We start from the raw sequence: 16,825 nt of genomic DNA on the forward strand, positions 1-16,825 counted from the left end.
TGTCCATTTGACTTTTCAATTTTGCAATTTACCGCCGGTGAGGCTTTCATTCTGGGAATGGGAGAAGACTGAATGAACTTTGAAACGGTATTACCACTTGCGCCGTGGGTCGTTTTCTTCCCTGTGCTGGGTATTTTCCTCAACTTACTGTTTGGAAAAAGACTGGGAGAAAAGGGCATCGGCGTTATTGCCAGTCTGGCGGCCGCTTTGTCGTTTGGGGTGGCGGCGCTGCTGGCGCTTGGGCTGGCGGGACATCCGGAGGGGGGTACTTATCCATTCCTGCGCTGGCTGGCGGTGGGAGATTTCACCGCCGACTGGAACTTTCGGGTGGATACCCTTTCGGTGACGATGATGCTGGTAGTTGCCGGAGTGGGTACCCTGATTCACATTTACTCCATCGGTTACATGCACGCCGATGTGCGCCACAACGGTGACCCCGGCCGCTTCCGCCGCTTCTTTGTGTTCCTCAACCTGTTTGTGGCGGCGATGATGATTCTGGTCAGCGCCGATAACTTCCTGATGCTGTTTGTCGGCTGGGAAGGAGTTGGGCTGTGTTCATACCTGCTGATCGGCTTCTGGTTCGAGAAAGGCGCGGGCGGCATTGCCAACGCCCAGGCGGCCAAAAAAGCCTTTGTGGTCAACCGCATTGGCGATTTCGGTTTGTTGATCGCTATTTTCCTGATCTTCTACAATTTTGGCAGTCTGGATTTTGATACGGTTTTTGCGCAGGCGCCGCAGGTAGCCACAGTTTTGCCGGGAGTCATTCTGGCGATTACCCTGTTCATGCTGCTGGGCGTGACCGGTAAATCGGCACAGCTGCCGTTGTATGTGTGGTTGCCGGATGCCATGGCCGGCCCAACCCCCGTTTCGGCGTTGATTCATGCTGCAACCATGGTGACTGCGGGTGTGTATCTGGTGGCGCGCTCGCAGGCGCTCTACCAGCAGGTGGCCCTGGCGCAGGACGTGGTCATGTGGGTGGGGGCTGCCACAGCCTTTTTTGCGGCGACCATTGCGGTAGGCCAGTATGACATCAAGAAAGTTCTGGCCTATTCGACCATCAGCCAGTTGGGTTTCATGGTCACGGCGGTGGGCATGGGGGCGGCGGTTGCCGGAATGTTTCATCTGGTCACCCATGCCTTCTTCAAGGCGTTGCTGTTTTTGGGGGCCGGTTCGGTCATTCTGGGCATGGAGCATGGGCATGAACGTGCTGCTGCGCACGGCAGCCATGCGGAGGGTCATCATACCACCTTTGACCCGCAGGACATGCGCAACATGGGCGGTCTGCGTCAGAAAATGCCGGTAACTTTTTGGGTCTATTTGATCGGCGCTCTTGCGTTGGCAGGGATTGCCCCGCTTTCCGGTTTCTTTTCAAAGGATGAAATTCTGGCAGATGCCAGTTTGCATCATCCGCCGGTCTATTTTGTGTTGACCGCAGCCGCTTTCCTGACGGCGTTCTATGTCGCCCGCCAGCTGGCGATGGTCTTTTTCGGCAAACCGCGCAGCGAAGCCGCCGCGGGCGCAAAGGAAAGCCCCGCAGTGGTTACCGTACCGCTGATCATCCTGGCGGGGCTGGCTGCTGCGGGCGGATTGCTCAACTTCCCCACCACCCACTGGCTGGAAAAGTGGCTGGAACACAGTCTGTATGGGGTTGAGCCGGCCAAGTTCATCCTTTCGGTGGCGCTGATTTCGCTGGCGGTGGCGCTTGGCGGGCTGCTGGTTGGCTGGCTGATTTACGGGCGCAAACCGCTGGAAGATGCCCGCCAAGCCGACCCGCTTGCCAGACCGCTCAACGGGCTGTTTTTGGCGCTGGAAAACAAGTGGTGGGTGGATGAGCTGTATCAGGCGCTGGTTGTCAAACCCTATTTGCGGCTGGCGCAGTTTCTGGCTCAACCGGTGGATCAGGGCGTGATTGACGGTCTGGTCAATGGGGTGGGTAACCTGATGCGTGCCACGGCCCAGTCGTGGCGGCGTGTCCAAAACGGCTTTGTGCGCTCGTATGCTTTGACCATCCTGCTGGGTGTGGTGCTGGTGGTCACCTACCTGGTGCTGCGCTGAGGCCGTCATCCTGTGGATTGAGGAGTTCTCATGATTTTTGGACTTAATCCGCTTCTTCTGGTCACTTTCTTGCCGCTGGCAGGGTTTTTGATCATCCTGTTCCTCAAAGCGGAACAAAAAAATGCCATCCGCTGGACGGCACTGCTGACCTCGCTGGCGACTTTTGGGGTTTCGCTGGCGATGCTGGCTTTGTTTGACCCTTCCAAAGCCGACCTGCAACTGGTGCAGCGTACCTCGTGGCTGCGGGTTGGCGGCATCTCGATTGATTTTTATCTGGGGGTGGATGGGCTGAGCATTCTGCTGGTTTTGCTGACCACTTTCCTGACCCCGATTGCCATCCTTTCAACCTGGTCAGCCGTAGAGGAACGCGTCAAGGGTTTTATGGCCTTCTTCCTGCTGCTGGAAACCGGCATGATTGGCGTTTTTCTGGCGCTGGATCTGGTGCTTTTCTACATCTTTTGGGAATTTACGCTGGTGCCGATGTACTTCCTGATTGGGGTGTGGGGTGGCGAGCGGCGGGTTTATGCTGCGGTCAAGTTCTTCCTCTTCACCATGTTTGGTTCGCTGCTGATGTTGCTGGCAATTCTGGTGATGGGGCTGCAGGTGGGCAGTTTTGCATGGAACGATTTGCTGGCTCAGCGGCAGTTGTTTGCCCAAACCCAGTTATGGCTGTTTCTGGCTTTTGCACTGGCTTTTGCCATCAAGGTGCCCATGTTCCCGCTGCATACCTGGCTGCCGGATGCGCATGTGGAAGCCCCCACGGCAGGTTCGGTCATTCTGGCGGGGGTGCTGCTGAAGATGGGCGGTTACGGCTTCCTGCGCTTTAATCTCCCGCTTTTCCCGGAAGCCAGCCTGCAAGCCGCGCCCTACATGGCGGCGCTGGCGGTGATCGGCATCCTGTATGGTGCGGCAGTTTCGCTGATGCAGAAAGATGTCAAGAAGCTGGTGGCTTACTCGTCGGTCAGCCATTTGGGTTTTGTGATGCTGGGCATTTTTGCGCTCACCCAGCAGGGGTTGGCAGGCGGCGTGCTGCAAATGATCAACCATGGGTTGAGCACCGGGGCATTGTTCTTGATTGTGGGCATGCTGTATGAACGGCGTCACACCCGCGAGATGAGTGCCTATGGCGGCATCTGGAAGGTCATGCCGATTTTGGGGGCATTGACGCTGATTGTCATGCTTTCTTCGGCCGGTTTGCCGGGCCTGAACGGTTTTGTGGGTGAGTTCACCATTTTGCTGGGGGCGTTCGGTTCGCAGGTGTTGAACAGCCCCTACTTTGCCGGCGCGGGGACGATTGGGGTGATTCTGGCGGCAGTCTATTTGCTGGTGATGTTTGAACGGGTCTTTCTGGGCCCGGTGCGGGTGGAAGCCAATCTCTCGCTGAAAGATTTGAATGCCCGCGAGGTGATTACCTTGCTGCCCCTGCTGGTGTTGATTTTCTGGATCGGCCTGTACCCGGCTCCGTTTTTCAACCTGATCAACCCCAGCGTGGAACGGCTGGTTTCACTGGTGCAGGGTGCCGCAATGCTGGCCATTCATTAGGAGCGATGCGATGAACCTGAGCGATTTCATTCTCACACTTCCGATAATCACATTGCTGGTTTGGGCGCTGCTCCTGCTGGTGGTGGACTTGTGGGTGCCCAAGGGGCGCAAAGGCATTGTTGCCGCATTGGCAGCGCTGGGCCTGGCGGTAACCATTGGGGTCACGCTGGCGCAGGCCGGCGGCAGTGGGCTGGCGTTTCAGAATATGATCATCGTGGATGGCTTTGCCGTCTATTTGAACGTGTTGTATCTGGTCAGCGGGCTGGTGGTGGTTGCGCTCTCTCACGACTACCTCAAACGCATGAATCTGGAACGGGGAGAGTTCTACCCGCTGATGTTCTTTTCGATTGCCGGCATGATGCTGGTGACCCAGGCTTATAACCTGATTGTCGTGTTTCTGGCGCTGGAATTTCTCTCCATTCCGTTGTATGTGCTGGCGGGACTGGCGCGCGAACGGCAGGAATCGGAAGAGTCTTCCTTGAAGTATTTCTTGCTTGGGACGTTTTCTTCGGCATTTGTGTTGTATGGAATTGCGCTCATTTTTGGGGCAACGGCAACCACCAGCCTGATGCTGATTGTCGAGCGAGTGGGGCAAGGGGCGGTCAATTTGCCGCTATTCCTTGCTGGCGCAGCCTTGATTTTGGTGGGTTTTGCCTTCAAACTGGCGGCGGTGCCCTTCCATGAGTGGGCGCCGGATGTCTATCAGGGCGCACCAACGCCGGTTTCCAGCTTTATGGCCGTGGCAGTCAAGGCGGCCGGCGTTGCAGTACTGCTGCGGGTCTTTCTGACCGCCTTCCCCACCCTGGCAGCAGAAATGGCGCCGCTTGGCTGGGGGATTGCAGCGCTGACCATGCTGATCGGGAACATTCTTGCCATCGCCCAGACCAACCTGAAACGTCTGCTGGCCTATTCCAGCATTTCGCACGGTGGTTATTTGCTGATGGCATTTGTGGCCTATGGCAACCCGCAGGTGGCGGGTCAGGCAGTGGCGGCCATGCTGTTCTACCTGCTGGCATACACGCTGACAACTTTTGGCGCATGGGCGGTGGTCATTTCAGTTGAACGGGCGGATTATCAGGGTTTGGAGCTGGAAGATTACGCCGGTTTGGGGCTGAAGTACCCCTGGCTGGGTGTAGCCATGCTGGTATTCATGCTCTCGTTGACCGGAATTCCGTTGACAATGGGTTTTTGGGGTAAATTGTTCCTCTTCCGCGCCACGGTGGATGCCGGTTATGTGGAGCTGGCTTTGATTGGTCTGCTTTCTTCTTTGATTTCGGCGTATTATTACCTGCGCGTGGTGGTGATGATGTTCATGCGCAGCGGTGAGCCGCGTATTCGCCGCGATGCGTGGCTGAGCCTGGTTGCGGTTGGTTCGGCGCTGGCCGTGGTTGGGTTGAGCCTGCTGCCCAATCAAATTCTGCAGATGGCCGCACAGGCGATTCTCAGTTTGCAGTAGTTGCGGTTGCGCTTTTGCGGCGGTGCAGTGTTTCCAGCGCGTAAAGTTGCAGGTTCAAAACCGCCGCTAACTCCGCAAAGACATCCGAAGGCGAATCATCTGCCGGGGTCAGGGCTGCTGATCCCGGCAAGCCGATGATTAAGGCCAGGATGCGCTGCAGAATCAATCTGCCCTGGCCGGGCTGCAGGTAGGGGAGCAAATTTTCGGTCAACGCTGCGCAAGTCGTCAGGGAAGGGTTGAGCGCCTTCTGCAGATCCTGTTGGGTGGCGGCAGACATAGATTCAGCCAGCCGCTGAGGGTGGAGGGTTAATAACGGCAGCAGCAGCGGCTGGCGGCGCAGGCTGCGCTCTACCAGGCGGGTGAATGCCAGCGTCATCAGCGGCGGGGTCACCGTACGCAAATCGGCGTTCAGGTCGGCCAACCATTGATGGAGGGCTTCGACGGTCAAGGCGAGGAAAAGATGTTCTTTGGATTCAAAGTAAAGAAAAAGCGTGCCTTTGGCCAGGTTGGCCTGATCGGCAATCTGCTGCATCAGGATCTGGTCGTAGGGTGCGTTTTGAAACAATTGGGCTGCGGCAGTGAGGATGGCGGTACGGCGGGCGTCTTTTTGGGCGGGGGAGATGGCACGGGTGCGCGGCATTGGGAAAAGGCCTCCGATAATGATGACTACGGGTCAATTATAGAGGTGGAGGAAAAGGAAGTCAAGCGAAGAAAAATTGCGGTATAATAGGCGCAACTGCCCCCGTAGCTCAATGGACAGAGTGACAGACTTCGAATCTGGAGGTTCAGGGTTCGAATCCCTGCGGGGGCGCTGAATAAGAATTTGTATCCCTGATGGCGCTGAACATTAACATCAAAATAAAAAATGATTAGCAAGGGGCTGGTGACCTCAATCAACCTTGGAGGTTCACTTGCTAAACTTCACGTTTCATGCTCTATGGAGAATGGCTTTGCGAGGTTTGAGCAAAGCGGATATTGATTATGTTTTGGCTAACGGAAAATGTCATTTTACCGCAGGCGCTAATTTTTACTATTTGGGTAAAAGACAAATTCCCTATCGTGATAGTCAATGTAATCAAATCAGTCGGTTGGAAGGGACAGTGGTATTGCTTAGCAAGGACGATAGCACCGTTATCACAGTCTATCGTAATAAAAAATCATTTGTCCCGATACGATCAAAAGCAAAATACATTAGAGCATATGAATAATTCCCATATTCGTTAAGTCTAAAAATTAATTTTATGGGATAAGTTAATCAAGTAATCTACCATTAGGTTATATAACAAAAACGGTTGCCAGCCCCTCTTTACTCATTTTTTTTAACTGCATTCAACGGGGTATGTTTTTTGCCTCTGCAGCATGTTGCTGGCCACGAATGATCGTCCCGTCCTCGAAATCAAGTTCCCCATTCAGTTCGCCTTGTTGATCGGCTAGCGTTTGCAATTCGGATAGAACTTTCTGCCATACTCCCTTTTTCCGCCAGCCCTGAAAGCGTCTGTAGACTATCGTCCATTACCGCATCGTTCGGGCAGATCTCGCCAGGTGCGCCGGTGCGCAAAATCCAAAGTATCCCATTGGGGATCGTTCGATGATCCTGTGCTGGTCGCCCGGTTTTTGGTTTTTGGGGTGGCAGCAACGGCTTAATCCGTTCCCACTGCACATTCGTCAGTTGGCTTCTATTTGCCATGACATTTATTAAAAATCGGTTTGCATACAGCCCCTGGATTTAATGTTTCTTCTTTGCAAAACCCTCTTCATCTCTTAAGATGTTATCTTTGCGCCCCCCTCGCTGCCGTCTTCAACATTCTGCCTGGGCTAGATCTCTTGCACTCCATTCCTCAATCCATTATTTTGCACCTTCTAAATTGGCGCGTATGGGAGGCGCAGGTCGGCCAAAAATGCAAAATCGGATGCGAAAAGGCTTAATCCCGAACTGAGGTTAAAAAACAACCCTCTGCGTCTTCGCGTCTCGGCGATAAAACTCTTTTTCACCTTTTCAAATACAATTCCCCTAAAGGGGGAGTTTACCTGAACTTTGAGCGCCGATCGGGTTAACCCAAAAATCCGTCTTGTTTGGCCGGGTAATTGTGGAAAAATAGAAATAATGTTCTGCAAGGAGAAAATCATGACCTGGATTATTTGCCTGATCGAGGAAAAAGTCCAATTTCTGGCACAGGATGAGCGCTCAGCGGAAGAACTTTCTGCCCGGTTTCAAAGCGGAACATGGTTCCCCCGCCGCTTGAGCGAGATGCTTGCTGAAAAAAACGCCTGGCAGGCCTTACCGCTGGGCGAAGATTTACTGCTGGTCCTTCCAGGCAGCAAAAGTGAAACCGGCCCAAAACCCTGCGCCGCCTGTCCTCCGCTGACCCCCCGTCAGCAGGTCGTCCTGCAATTATTAACCGAAGGACTCACCGCCAAACAAATTGCCGCGCAGCTGGGACTTTCGCGCCGCACGGTATTTCTGCATCTGGCAGGCATCCGCCAGCGGCTGGGGGTGAGCAGCACAATCCAGGCTGTCTGGAAAATGGGCGGGCGGGAATGGAGAAGCCGCAAGGGCTAACCGGTTGTTCCTCTGCCGTTTCTTGGTAAAATCTAAATAACATCATTTCGGCACAAGGTCAAAACCCGACCAGCAATCCAATTGACCGCTATCTGCGCTTCATAAAACCCAATGGAACAACCGCTCCCCTTTCTTTTCCCGGCACTGTCCGTCAGTGAACTGACGCGCTATTTGCGCCAGTTGTTGGAAAGCGATGAAATTTTACAGGATATCTGGGTGCGTGGGGAGGTTTCCAACCTCTCCCGCCCAACTTCCGGGCATGTGTATTTCACGCTTAAGGATGCCTCCGCTTCGCTGCGCTGTGTCATCTGGCGAATGAACGCCGGGCGATTGCGTTTTGACCTGACCAACGGACAGGCCGTAGAAGCCCACGGCTACATCAGCCTGTATGAGCGCGACGGCCAGTACCAGTTGTATGTAGATACGCTGCGACCGGCCGGCGAAGGCTGGTTGTTTCAGGAATTTATGCGGCTGAAAGCCCGTCTCGAAGCCGAAGGACTTTTTGATGAAAGTCGCAAACGCCCCTTACCGGCCCACCCCCAGCGGATCGGTCTGGTCACTTCACCTACCGGTGCAGCCTTGCAGGACATGCTCAACACCCTGCGCCGCCGCTACCCGCTGGTGGAGGTTGTGCTTTCGCCGGCGGCTGTTCAGGGTGAAGAAGCCCCCGCCGCGCTGGTAGCCGCGCTCAAACGTCTTTACCGCCTGCCCGAACTGGACGCCATTCTGGTGGCGCGCGGCGGAGGTTCACTGGAAGACCTGTGGGCTTTTAATGATGAAGAGGTCGTACGGACGATTGCCGCTTCCCCTGTGCCGGTGGTGACCGGTATCGGCCATGAGACGGATTTCACGCTGGCCGATTTTGCCGCCGACGTACGCGCCCCCACCCCAACCGCCGCTGCTGAACTGGTCACGCCGGATATGTACGACCTGCGCCTGCAGCTGAACGAACGCGCCAGCCGGTTGAGGGGCTGGATGCAGAGCAAAATTCACACCGAACACCGCCACCTTGCCGAACGCGCCCGCCGGCTGGCATTGCTTTCACCGCGCCGACGGATTGACAATGACCGTCAGCAGCTGGATTCCCTGATTGGACGGGCAGAGCGCGCCCTGCTGGCCGCCATTCAATTGCAGCGCACCCAACTGACCGGCTGGCAGCACCGCCTGAATGCCCTCAATCCGCTGGCCGTGTTACAGCGCGGTTATGCCGTGGTATATGACCGCAATGGCCAGGTGGCCCATAGTGTACATCAGATCCAAATTGGCGATGATCTGACCATTCGCCTGAAAGACGGCCGCGTGGATGCCTCTGCCCGTCAAATTCACCTCTACCCGCCCGAAGGAGGAGCAACCGATGAGCGCTGAAACCATCCCTGCCGATCAGATGTCTTACGAACAGGCTTTTGCAGAACTGGAAGGGATTATTCAAACCCTTGAAAACGAGCAGCCCTCGCTGGAAGAGGCTTTGCAACTGTACGAGCGGGGACAGGCGCTGGTTCAGCGCTGTGCCGCCCTGCTGGATCAGGCCGAGTTGCGGGTTCGCCAGTTGAGCGGCAGCGATTACGGTTTGGTGGAAGAAGAACAAGAGGAATGACCGTGTGGGAAGATCTGGTCAACAACCGCGTCTTTATCACCGCCATTCTGGCCTGGTTTTTAGGCCAGTTCCTGAAAGTGCCGATTGAATACCTGACCAAGCGGCGCTGGAACTGGGCGCTCTGGTTCAGCAGCGGCGGCATGCCCAGTTCACACTCCTCGCTGATGGTAGCCACCACCCTTTCGATTGGCCTGTATTACGGTTTTGATTCCCCGCTTTTTGCGCTGGCATTCGCCGTTTCGATGATTGTGGTTTACGATGCTGCCGGGGTGCGCCGGCAGGCCGGTTATCATGCCCAAAAGATCAACCTGTTATTCGAGGAATTGTTCAGCGGACACCCCATTTCGCAGGAAAGGCTGAAAGAAGTTCTGGGGCACACCCCCCGTCAGGTGATTGGCGGGATCGTGCTGGGAACGCTGATCGCGCTGATCGTTTACGGGCTGTGGCCGCCGGTCAATCCCTGAATGTGTCCTTTGTCCATCCAACAGGGGGACTTAATCCACTGGCAGAAACAAGGGAGAAGTGGAGTATAATGGTACGGATTTCGGAGAAGATTCTTTTATTGGCAGCGAAACGATGAACATCGAAAAAATCCGACAGGACTTTCCCATACTCAACGCCCAAAGCGGGCGCAAACCGCTGATTTATCTGGATAACGCCTGCCAGAGTCTTCGTCCGCTGGCAGTGATTCAGGCTGTTCAACATTATTACGAAGAATCCCCCGCCTGTGCCGGGCGCAGTATGCACCGTTTAGCCAATGAAGTCAGCCGGCAGGTGGATGAAGCCCGCCAGCAGGTCGCCAAATTCCTGCACGCCAGCCGCAAGGAAGAGATTATCTTCACCCGCAATACCACCGAAGCCATCAATCTGGTTGCCAATGCGCTGGACTGGAAAACGGGCGATGTCGTTCTGCTGACCGACAAAGAGCACAATTCCAACCTGATTCCGTGGCAGATGCTGGCCAAACGCCATGGAGTGTGCCTGAAATTTGTCCCCTCCAATTCGGATAACACCTTCAACCTCTCCGCCTACCAGCAGGCTTTGCAGAGCGGTGTTCGGCTGGTAGCCATGGGTTACACCTCCAACCTCGACGGTGTCAGCATTCCGGCTGAAGAAGTGGTGCGGCTGGCACACAAACACGGCGCACGGGTGCTGCTGGACGCTGCCCAGACCGCCCCTCACCAGCGCATGGATGTGCGCCGGTTGGACGCCGATTGGGTAGCCTTTTCGGGACATAAAATGCTTGCTCCATCGGGAATCGGAATTTTATATGGCAAATACCGCCTGTTGGAAGAGATGCAGCCCTTTTTGGTGGGAGGAGATACGGTAGCATCCTCCACTTACGAAGACTGCCAGTTTCTGCCGCCGCCGGAAAAATTTGAAGCCGGCTTGCAGGATTACGCCGGTATCATCGGCATGGGAGCAGCCATCCGCTACCTGCAGCAAGTTGGGCTGGAAGCCATCGAAAAACACGAAGTCACCCTCAACCAGTACCTCAGTGAGGCATTAAAAAGCGTGCCGGGGCTACAAATCATCGGCCCGGCCGATGCCCGTCTGCGCAGCGGGATCGTTTCGTTTTTCATCCCCGGCGTGGATCATCACCGCATTGCGCTGATGCTGGATCAAATGGCGGGGATTGCCGTGCGTTCCGGTCAGCATTGTGTTCATTCGTGGTTTAATGCTCGCGGTATTGCCGGTTCGGTGCGCGCTTCGGTGTATTTCTACAATACCCTGGACGAAGCCCGCGCGCTGGTGGATGCGCTGATCAAGATCCGCAAGGTACTGTAACCATGTTCTGCGTTGTTTCGTTTGTCATCCTTTCCATCCTGAGTGTATTCAGCGCCGAGAACCGTTCGCTGGCGCGCGAAGCGCTGGATTGTGTACTGCGCCGGGTGACGCTGCGCCCCTGCAACACCGGTTTCGATGAAAAAATGAAGGCCAAAATTCTTGGTTTTGTCATCACCAAAACCGAAACCGGCGCCCGCATTCTCAATCGCTTTTTCGAACCGCTCTCTTGGATTTTCATTCTGCTTTTTTTGGGGAGCACCTTCTTCGCAGTGCGCGGCGTCTATCTCTTCTACGTCACCGGCTCGTGCAACGGTTTGAACCAGAGCGGCTTTTGTGTGTTTGACCCCACCGGTCAATCCAATCAAATTTCCAATGTGGGTGAAAGTTGTCCGGTGGTACTGCCGGGTGAAGATCCGGTTTCGCTCAAAGGTGTTAACCTCAGCGGCTTTCCGGTAATGAACGAAAATGGGGAAAAGAGGATTGTCTTCATCGGCTCGTATGGCTGCGAATACTCCCGCAAGGCTTATCCGGTAGTGCGTCAACTGGCCGAAAAAAGCGGGGCCAGTTTCACGTTCCTCTACTACCCCGTCAAAGAGAGCAGCGATTATCTCGCCAAAATCGGCTACTGTGCCTATCGGCAGGACGCGCAAAAATACTGGTCGCTGGTGGATACCTTCTTCACCGCCGAACGCAGTCAAATCGAAGATGAGTCCTTCATCCGTCAGACTTTGGCTGAAACAGGTTACAACCCCGAAACGATTGCCTTTTGCGCCACTGACCCGCAAACCGAGTGGACGGTCAAAAAGCAGCTGAACGAAGTGGTCAAAACCGGTTTCTTCGGCACACCCACCGTTTTCATCCAAAATGAGGTGTTGATTGGCCCGAAACCGCCGCGCGTGTATGCCATCGCTTTGAACGGTTTGCTGTATTGGGCACGCTGATAAAATTTTGATATGTTGAAACCGTTTTCTAATGTAAAATTAACGAAACGGGTTTACAATAAGAGGTCGTTATTCAAGTTGCAAGTTGTTGTATGAGGGAGTAAGTCGTATGCCGGTCTATACCTATCGGTGTGAAAATTGTGGGGTTCAATTCGAACGCAATCAAAAGTTCAGCGAACCACCGCTGGCGTGGTGCCCGGAATGCGGCAAGAAATCGCTGCGCAAGGTGTACACCCCGGTGGGCATCGTCTTCAAGGGTTCCGGCTTCTACGCAACCGATCACCGCTCGCCCTCCGGACAAACCCGCGCCTCATCGAACGGCCACAACGAAAACAAATCGTCCGGCGAATCCAGCACATCCTCAACCTCATCGGAGAAATCCGGCTCTTCCAGCAGTTCATCTACAACCTCGTAACAGGGCAGGTATTGCCTTTGGGGCGGGGGCGTCCTGATTGCCCGGTTCTTCCGGGCTTTTTTATTGGCGCGAGAGGTTTTGATACCTCAATGAGAGTTTTTGAAAGGTCGCTGTGCCTATGATGAGCAGGATCGCTTCGGATGGGAAGCCAGCCGCACCCTGCCGGCGCGCGACTTGCGGTGCAGGAGAAAAACCGTTACAATCAAAACGGTTGTTGGAGGAAAAGCATGTCGAAAGAAATCAAGAAAAAATCCACCCCGCGTGAATCGCCAGAGCAGCGTGCTACCCGCTTGCAGCGGCTGGTGTTCATCATTCTCTCATTGATGATCATTCTGGCAATGGTGCTGTCGGTGGTGTCCACCCTCTAATTCGGTTCTCTCCGCTCCCCGGCTGATTCTTTCCCATCGGAACGGCCTTTTCGAGTCAATTCGGGAACAGCAAAAATCCACTTTGGAAATGCCTTGAACCGGCTGTGGTCGGATTCTCTTTACCCTGCAAATTCAGGGGGGAATCGCTTTCCCGAATGCAAATTCAAAAACCGAAGGGAAACAGACCATGCCAAAATCAACCACACCCTATTGGATAGCCGCCTTTGTGTTGGGCAGTGGGGTAGATATCCTCTTCTGGGGAAAACCGGTTGGGATTTCGTTTTTCATCTGGGCGGTGCTGGCGTTGAGCAGCGCCTGGTTTTTGACTCTCAAATCCGGCAGCCGCCCGGCGCGAGCAAACATCTTGCTGGGGATAATCATCCTTGGGCTGGCGGTTCAACCCTTTTTACGTGCCGAGCCGTTTAGCCAGGCTTTGGGAATTCTGCTGGCATTGCTGGGATTGATGATCTGGGCCGCCACCCTGCGCAACGGCAACTGGCTGCACTTTACCCTGTGGGATTACATCCGCGCAGTAGCGGTACTGATTTTTGCCGCTTTGACCCGCCCCTTCCAGCAGCCAAACCCCGGCGAAAACCATCCAGCCAGTGGACAATATGCCGTTCATCTGCAGCAGGGACGGGCTGTGCTGCGCGGCTTGCTATTGGCGCTTCCCATCGTTGGGTTACTGGCGCTGCTGCTGGCTTCTGCCGATCTGGTATTTGCCCAACGGCTGGAATCTGTCTTGCAGGCTTTGCGGCTGGACAAACTGCCCGAAACACTCTTTCGTCTTTTTTATGTGCTGGTGTTGACAGTTGTCTTTTGCGGTGTGCTCCTGCATGCCGTTCTACCCAGGCAGGAAATCCGTCCATCCGACAGAGAAGCCCCGTTTCTTTCCCCGTTTTTAGGCTGGACGGAAAGTAGCATTGTGCTGGGCAGCGTCAATGCCTTATTTGCTTTCTTTGTCATCCTGCAATTCCGCTATCTGTTTGGCGGGCAGGTCAATATTCATGAAGCCGGTTTCACCTACGCAGAGTATGCCCGGCGCGGTTTCGGCGAGTTGGTCTGGGTCGCCCTGATCAGTCTGGGTCTGGTTTTAACCCTGCACACCATCACCCGCCGCGAAACGCCCATCCGCCAGCGCAGTTTCATCCTGCTCAATGGCCTGCTGATCGGGATGGTACTGGTCATTCTGGCTTCGGCTTTGCAGCGCTTGAGTTTGTACGAACAGGCCTACGGGTTTACCCGCCTGCGCACCTATACTTATTTGTTCATCCCGTGGCTCGGCTTGCTGTTGTTGACCATTTTAGGATTACTGTTCAGCAATCAAATGCGGCGGGTTGGTTTGTTCTTCGTCATTTTTGGGTTGGGATTTGGTTTACTGCTCGGGTTCTGGAATGTGGACAGCTGGATTGCGCGCCAGAATATCCAGCGCGCCATAAATGGTCAGGACCTGGATGGAGATTACCTGCAAATGCTCTCTGCCGATGCCGTGCCAGAACTTATCCGGCAGGTCAATCAAGCCGGTTTGCCTGCTTTGGTGCGGCAGGAAATTTTAATTGGACTGGCCTGCCGGGCTGCCCAATCAAGCCCATCCAATCCGCCCTGGCAATCCTTCAACCTCAGCCAAAACCGGGCCGATAATCTGCTGGGTAGCCATGCCGAACTATGGCAGAAGTACCCTGTCGAAGTGGATTCATACGGCAGTTACGTCCTTGTGGACGGACAACACCGCTACTGCGGATATGCCGAACGATGGGATTAACGGGGAGGAGTTTTTATGTTGGAAAAATTGTCAGTTATCTGACATTTGACCAAAAAAGGGGATGAAAATCAGGCAATTAATGGTATATTTTACGATATAAAGACACTCCCTTTTTTACTACAATCATAGGTGTACTGGCAGGTCATGCCTGCTGCATGGGAAGCCGCAGACTTCCCACTTTCTGTTTTCCAAATTATCCCAAACCCCCAAAAAGCGAGGATGCCTTATGCCTGAAGAAGATCCCCGAATTGTTGAATTACGCGAAATGCGCCAGAAGGCGCGGCTGGCCGGCGGTGAAGAGCGCATTGCCAAACACAAAGCTAAAGGCAAACTGACCGCCCGCGAGCGCATCGAGCAACTTCTTGACCCCGGTTCTTTCCATGAAATCGGGCTGTATGCCACCCATCGCAGCGATGACCTGGGTATGACCGAAAAATACCCCGGCGATGGTGTGATTACCGGTTACGGCACAGTGGACGGACGCACCATTTATGTCTATGCTCAGGACTTTACCGTCATGGGCGGCTCGCTGGGTGAAACTCAGGGCAAAAAGATCGCCGCCATCATGGACATGGCCGCCGCTACCGGCGCGCCGGTCATCGGTCTGATCGACTCCGGCGGTGCGCGCATCAACGAGGGCGTGCGCAGCCTGTACGGTTATGCCCAAATCTTCCAGCGCAACGCCTGGTATTCCGGGGTTATCCCCCAAATCAGCCTGGTGCTGGGACCGTGTGCCGGTGGGGCGGCTTACTCTCCCGCCGTCACCGATATGATCATCATGGTTGAAAAGCAGTCCTTCATGTTCCTGACCGGCCCGGAGGTGATCAAATCGGTTACCGGCGAAGTCGTAGATACCGAGAGTCTGGGCGGCGCCGATGTGCATTTGGGCATCAGCGGCACAGCGCATATCAAGACCCAATCGGATGTGGAAGCCATCGCCATGGCGCGCAGGGTGCTCAGTTACCTGCCTTCCAACAATGTCGAAAATCCGCCCTTTGTGGATACCGGCGATGACCCCAACCGCATGGACGATTCGCTCAATTCTGTGGTCCCGCTTGACCCATCCGAGCCTTACAACATGCACGAAGTCATCGAGAAAATTGTGGACAACGGCACCTTCATTGAATTACAGGCCCCGTTTGCCCGCAACGCCATCATCGGTCTGGCGCGCATGGGCGGCTACACGGTCGGTATCGTCGCCCAGGAGCCGGCTTTCATGGCAGGTTCAATGGACATTGATTCGGCCGATAAAATTGCCCGCTTCGTCCAGTTCTGCGATTCGTTCAACATCCCGCTGGTCACCTTCTGCGATTCGCCCGGTTTCCTGCCCGGGGTGGATCAGGAACACCGCGGCGTGATCCGCCACGGGGCCAAGGTGCTGTATTCCTATTCCAACGCCACAGTACCCAAGATTCAAATCATCACCCGCAAAGCCTACGGCGGCGCTTACATCGTCATGTCCTCCAAAGTGATGGGGGCCGACATCTCCTTTGCCTGGCCGAGCGCCGAGATTGCCGTGATGGGCCCCGAGGGTGCGGCCAACATTCTCTACCGCAAACAAATTCAGGAAGCCGAAGACCCGGCCGCCGAGCGCAAGAAAATTGTGGAAGAATACCGCAAGAAATTCCTCAACCCGTATGCAGCCGCAGCCGATGGCTTTGTGGATGATGTCATCGAACCGCGCGAAACCCGCATGCGTGTGATTGCCGCACTGATAGCCCTGCGTGAAAAAGCCACCTCCACCCCGGCCCGCAAGCATGGCAATATCCCGCTCTAGCCGGTAAACGGATTTAAAGAGGAGCGCGATCCATGTCCGAATTACTTTCGCAAGGTTTATTAATGACCGCCATTGGGATGGGGCTGGTTTTTCTGGCACTCATTTTCCTGTGGGGACTGATCAATCTGATTGCCAGTCTGCCCATTAAAGGCCGCAAAGAAGAGGAAGAAGAAATCCTTGCCGAAGGGCCGGAAGTTGTAACAACAGCTGAACCACCCGCTGATGAACGGCAGGCTCTCCGCGCACGCGCTGCCGCGGCAGCAGTTGCCGCGGCCCTGGCCGTGCAGCGTTCGGCGCTGCGCATCGCCCCACCCGCCGGAGGGGCTATCAGCGCCTGGCAGGCAGCCCGCCGCAGCAATCAGTTTGCCCTCAACGCTCAAATCACCTCTCGAAAAACCCGGAGTTCTGTGCGATGAAACTGAATGTAAAAATAAAAGACCAAACTTTTGAAGTGGAAATTGCCGATTTGAACGCCCGCCCAATTCTGGCAACGGTGGATGGTGAAACCTTTGAGGTCTACCCTGAAGAAGCCGCTCAGCCGGTCGTTCGCGCGGCAGCAGCGCCGGC

At 55.0% G+C, this 16,825-nt stretch carries 17 protein-coding genes and 1 tRNA gene; 16 read left to right on the forward strand and 2 right to left on the reverse strand.

The annotated features are described in order from the left end of the window. Positions 1–72: 72 nt before the first annotated feature. From nuoL to ACWIZX_RS07280, 3 genes are read left to right on the forward strand one after another with little or no spacing between them, the layout of a single operon-like run. Positions 73–2,055 (forward strand): NADH-quinone oxidoreductase subunit L, encoded by a 1,983-nt coding sequence (gene nuoL / locus ACWIZX_RS07270; protein ID WP_448335295.1) that lies wholly within the window; start codon positions 73–75, stop codon positions 2,053–2,055. A 30-nt stretch (positions 2,056–2,085) separates the two neighbouring features. Beyond that, positions 2,086–3,597, forward strand: coding sequence for an NADH-quinone oxidoreductase subunit M (locus ACWIZX_RS07275; protein ID WP_448335296.1), 1,512 nt, complete (start codon positions 2,086–2,088; stop codon positions 3,595–3,597). A 10-nt stretch (positions 3,598–3,607) separates the two neighbouring features. Next, entirely contained in the window at positions 3,608–5,053 is a 1,446-nt protein-coding gene (locus tag ACWIZX_RS07280; RefSeq protein ID WP_448335297.1) for an NADH-quinone oxidoreductase subunit N, read from the forward strand. On the opposite strand, the gene ACWIZX_RS07285 is transcribed toward ACWIZX_RS07280, so the two are convergent. After that, a complete protein-coding gene (locus ACWIZX_RS07285; protein WP_322793889.1) occupies positions 5,040–5,693 on the reverse strand; it encodes a TetR/AcrR family transcriptional regulator in 654 nt (217 codons plus the stop codon). The genes ACWIZX_RS07280 and ACWIZX_RS07285 overlap by 14 nt on opposite strands. 98 nt (positions 5,694–5,791) lie before the next feature. Here ACWIZX_RS07285 and ACWIZX_RS07290 point away from each other — a divergent pair. After that, positions 5,792–5,864, forward strand: a tRNA-Arg gene (locus ACWIZX_RS07290). A 100-nt stretch (positions 5,865–5,964) separates the two neighbouring features. Continuing rightward, on the forward strand, positions 5,965–6,261 hold the full coding sequence (locus ACWIZX_RS07295; RefSeq protein ID WP_448335298.1) for a DUF4258 domain-containing protein: 297 nt from the start codon (positions 5,965–5,967) through the stop codon (positions 6,259–6,261). A gap of 188 nt (positions 6,262–6,449) precedes the next feature. Here ACWIZX_RS07295 and ACWIZX_RS07300 read toward each other — a convergent pair whose 3' ends face one another. After that, positions 6,450–6,740, reverse strand: coding sequence for a transposase (locus tag ACWIZX_RS07300; protein WP_448335299.1), 291 nt, complete (start codon positions 6,738–6,740; stop codon positions 6,450–6,452). Between the two features lie 438 nt (positions 6,741–7,178). Between ACWIZX_RS07300 and ACWIZX_RS07305 the strand changes: the two genes are divergently transcribed. The 11 genes from ACWIZX_RS07305 to ACWIZX_RS07355 all read left to right on the forward strand — a co-directional run bounded on the left by ACWIZX_RS07305 (position 7,179) and on the right by ACWIZX_RS07355 (position 16,674). Further along, positions 7,179–7,613, forward strand: coding sequence for a helix-turn-helix transcriptional regulator (locus tag ACWIZX_RS07305; protein WP_448335300.1), 435 nt, complete (start codon positions 7,179–7,181; stop codon positions 7,611–7,613). Positions 7,614–7,724: 111 nt separating this feature from the next. Further along, positions 7,725–8,978, forward strand: coding sequence for an exodeoxyribonuclease VII large subunit (gene xseA, locus ACWIZX_RS07310; protein WP_448335301.1), 1,254 nt, complete (start codon positions 7,725–7,727; stop codon positions 8,976–8,978). Next, the gene (gene xseB, locus ACWIZX_RS07315) at positions 8,968–9,207 is read left to right on the forward strand and encodes an exodeoxyribonuclease VII small subunit (protein WP_322793203.1); all 240 of its coding nucleotides are present in this window, start codon (positions 8,968–8,970) and stop codon (positions 9,205–9,207) included. The genes xseA and xseB overlap by 11 nt, the downstream gene beginning before the upstream one ends. After that, a complete protein-coding gene (locus tag ACWIZX_RS07320) occupies positions 9,204–9,671 on the forward strand; it encodes a divergent PAP2 family protein (RefSeq protein ID WP_322793202.1) in 468 nt (155 codons plus the stop codon). The genes xseB and ACWIZX_RS07320 overlap by 4 nt, the downstream gene beginning before the upstream one ends. Before the next feature lie 112 nt (positions 9,672–9,783). After that, positions 9,784–10,995, forward strand: coding sequence for an aminotransferase class V-fold PLP-dependent enzyme (locus tag ACWIZX_RS07325; RefSeq protein WP_322793201.1), 1,212 nt, complete (start codon positions 9,784–9,786; stop codon positions 10,993–10,995). Positions 10,996–10,997: 2 nt separating this feature from the next. Beyond that, on the forward strand, positions 10,998–11,936 hold the full coding sequence (locus ACWIZX_RS07330; protein WP_448335302.1) for a DsbA family protein: 939 nt from the start codon (positions 10,998–11,000) through the stop codon (positions 11,934–11,936). A 109-nt stretch (positions 11,937–12,045) separates the two neighbouring features. Next, positions 12,046–12,351 carry an FmdB family zinc ribbon protein gene (locus tag ACWIZX_RS07335; RefSeq protein ID WP_322793199.1) on the forward strand — a complete coding sequence of 102 codons (306 nt, stop codon included), beginning with the start codon at positions 12,046–12,048 and terminating at the stop codon, positions 12,349–12,351. 227 nt (positions 12,352–12,578) lie between these two features. Further along, positions 12,579–12,719 (forward strand): hypothetical protein, encoded by a 141-nt coding sequence (locus tag ACWIZX_RS07340; protein ID WP_322793198.1) that lies wholly within the window; start codon positions 12,579–12,581, stop codon positions 12,717–12,719. 187 nt (positions 12,720–12,906) lie between these two features. Beyond that, the gene (locus ACWIZX_RS07345; protein WP_448335303.1) at positions 12,907–14,481 is read left to right on the forward strand and encodes a DUF4153 domain-containing protein; all 1,575 of its coding nucleotides are present in this window, start codon (positions 12,907–12,909) and stop codon (positions 14,479–14,481) included. 226 nt (positions 14,482–14,707) lie between these two features. Next, positions 14,708–16,258: an acyl-CoA carboxylase subunit beta gene (locus ACWIZX_RS07350; RefSeq protein ID WP_448335304.1), complete on the forward strand. Its 1,551-nt coding sequence runs from the start codon at positions 14,708–14,710 to the stop codon at positions 16,256–16,258. 32 nt (positions 16,259–16,290) lie between these two features. Beyond that, positions 16,291–16,674: an OadG family protein gene (locus tag ACWIZX_RS07355; protein ID WP_448335305.1), complete on the forward strand. Its 384-nt coding sequence runs from the start codon at positions 16,291–16,293 to the stop codon at positions 16,672–16,674. Positions 16,675–16,825 lie beyond the last annotated feature (151 nt).

The organism is Bellilinea sp., assembly GCF_053501535.1.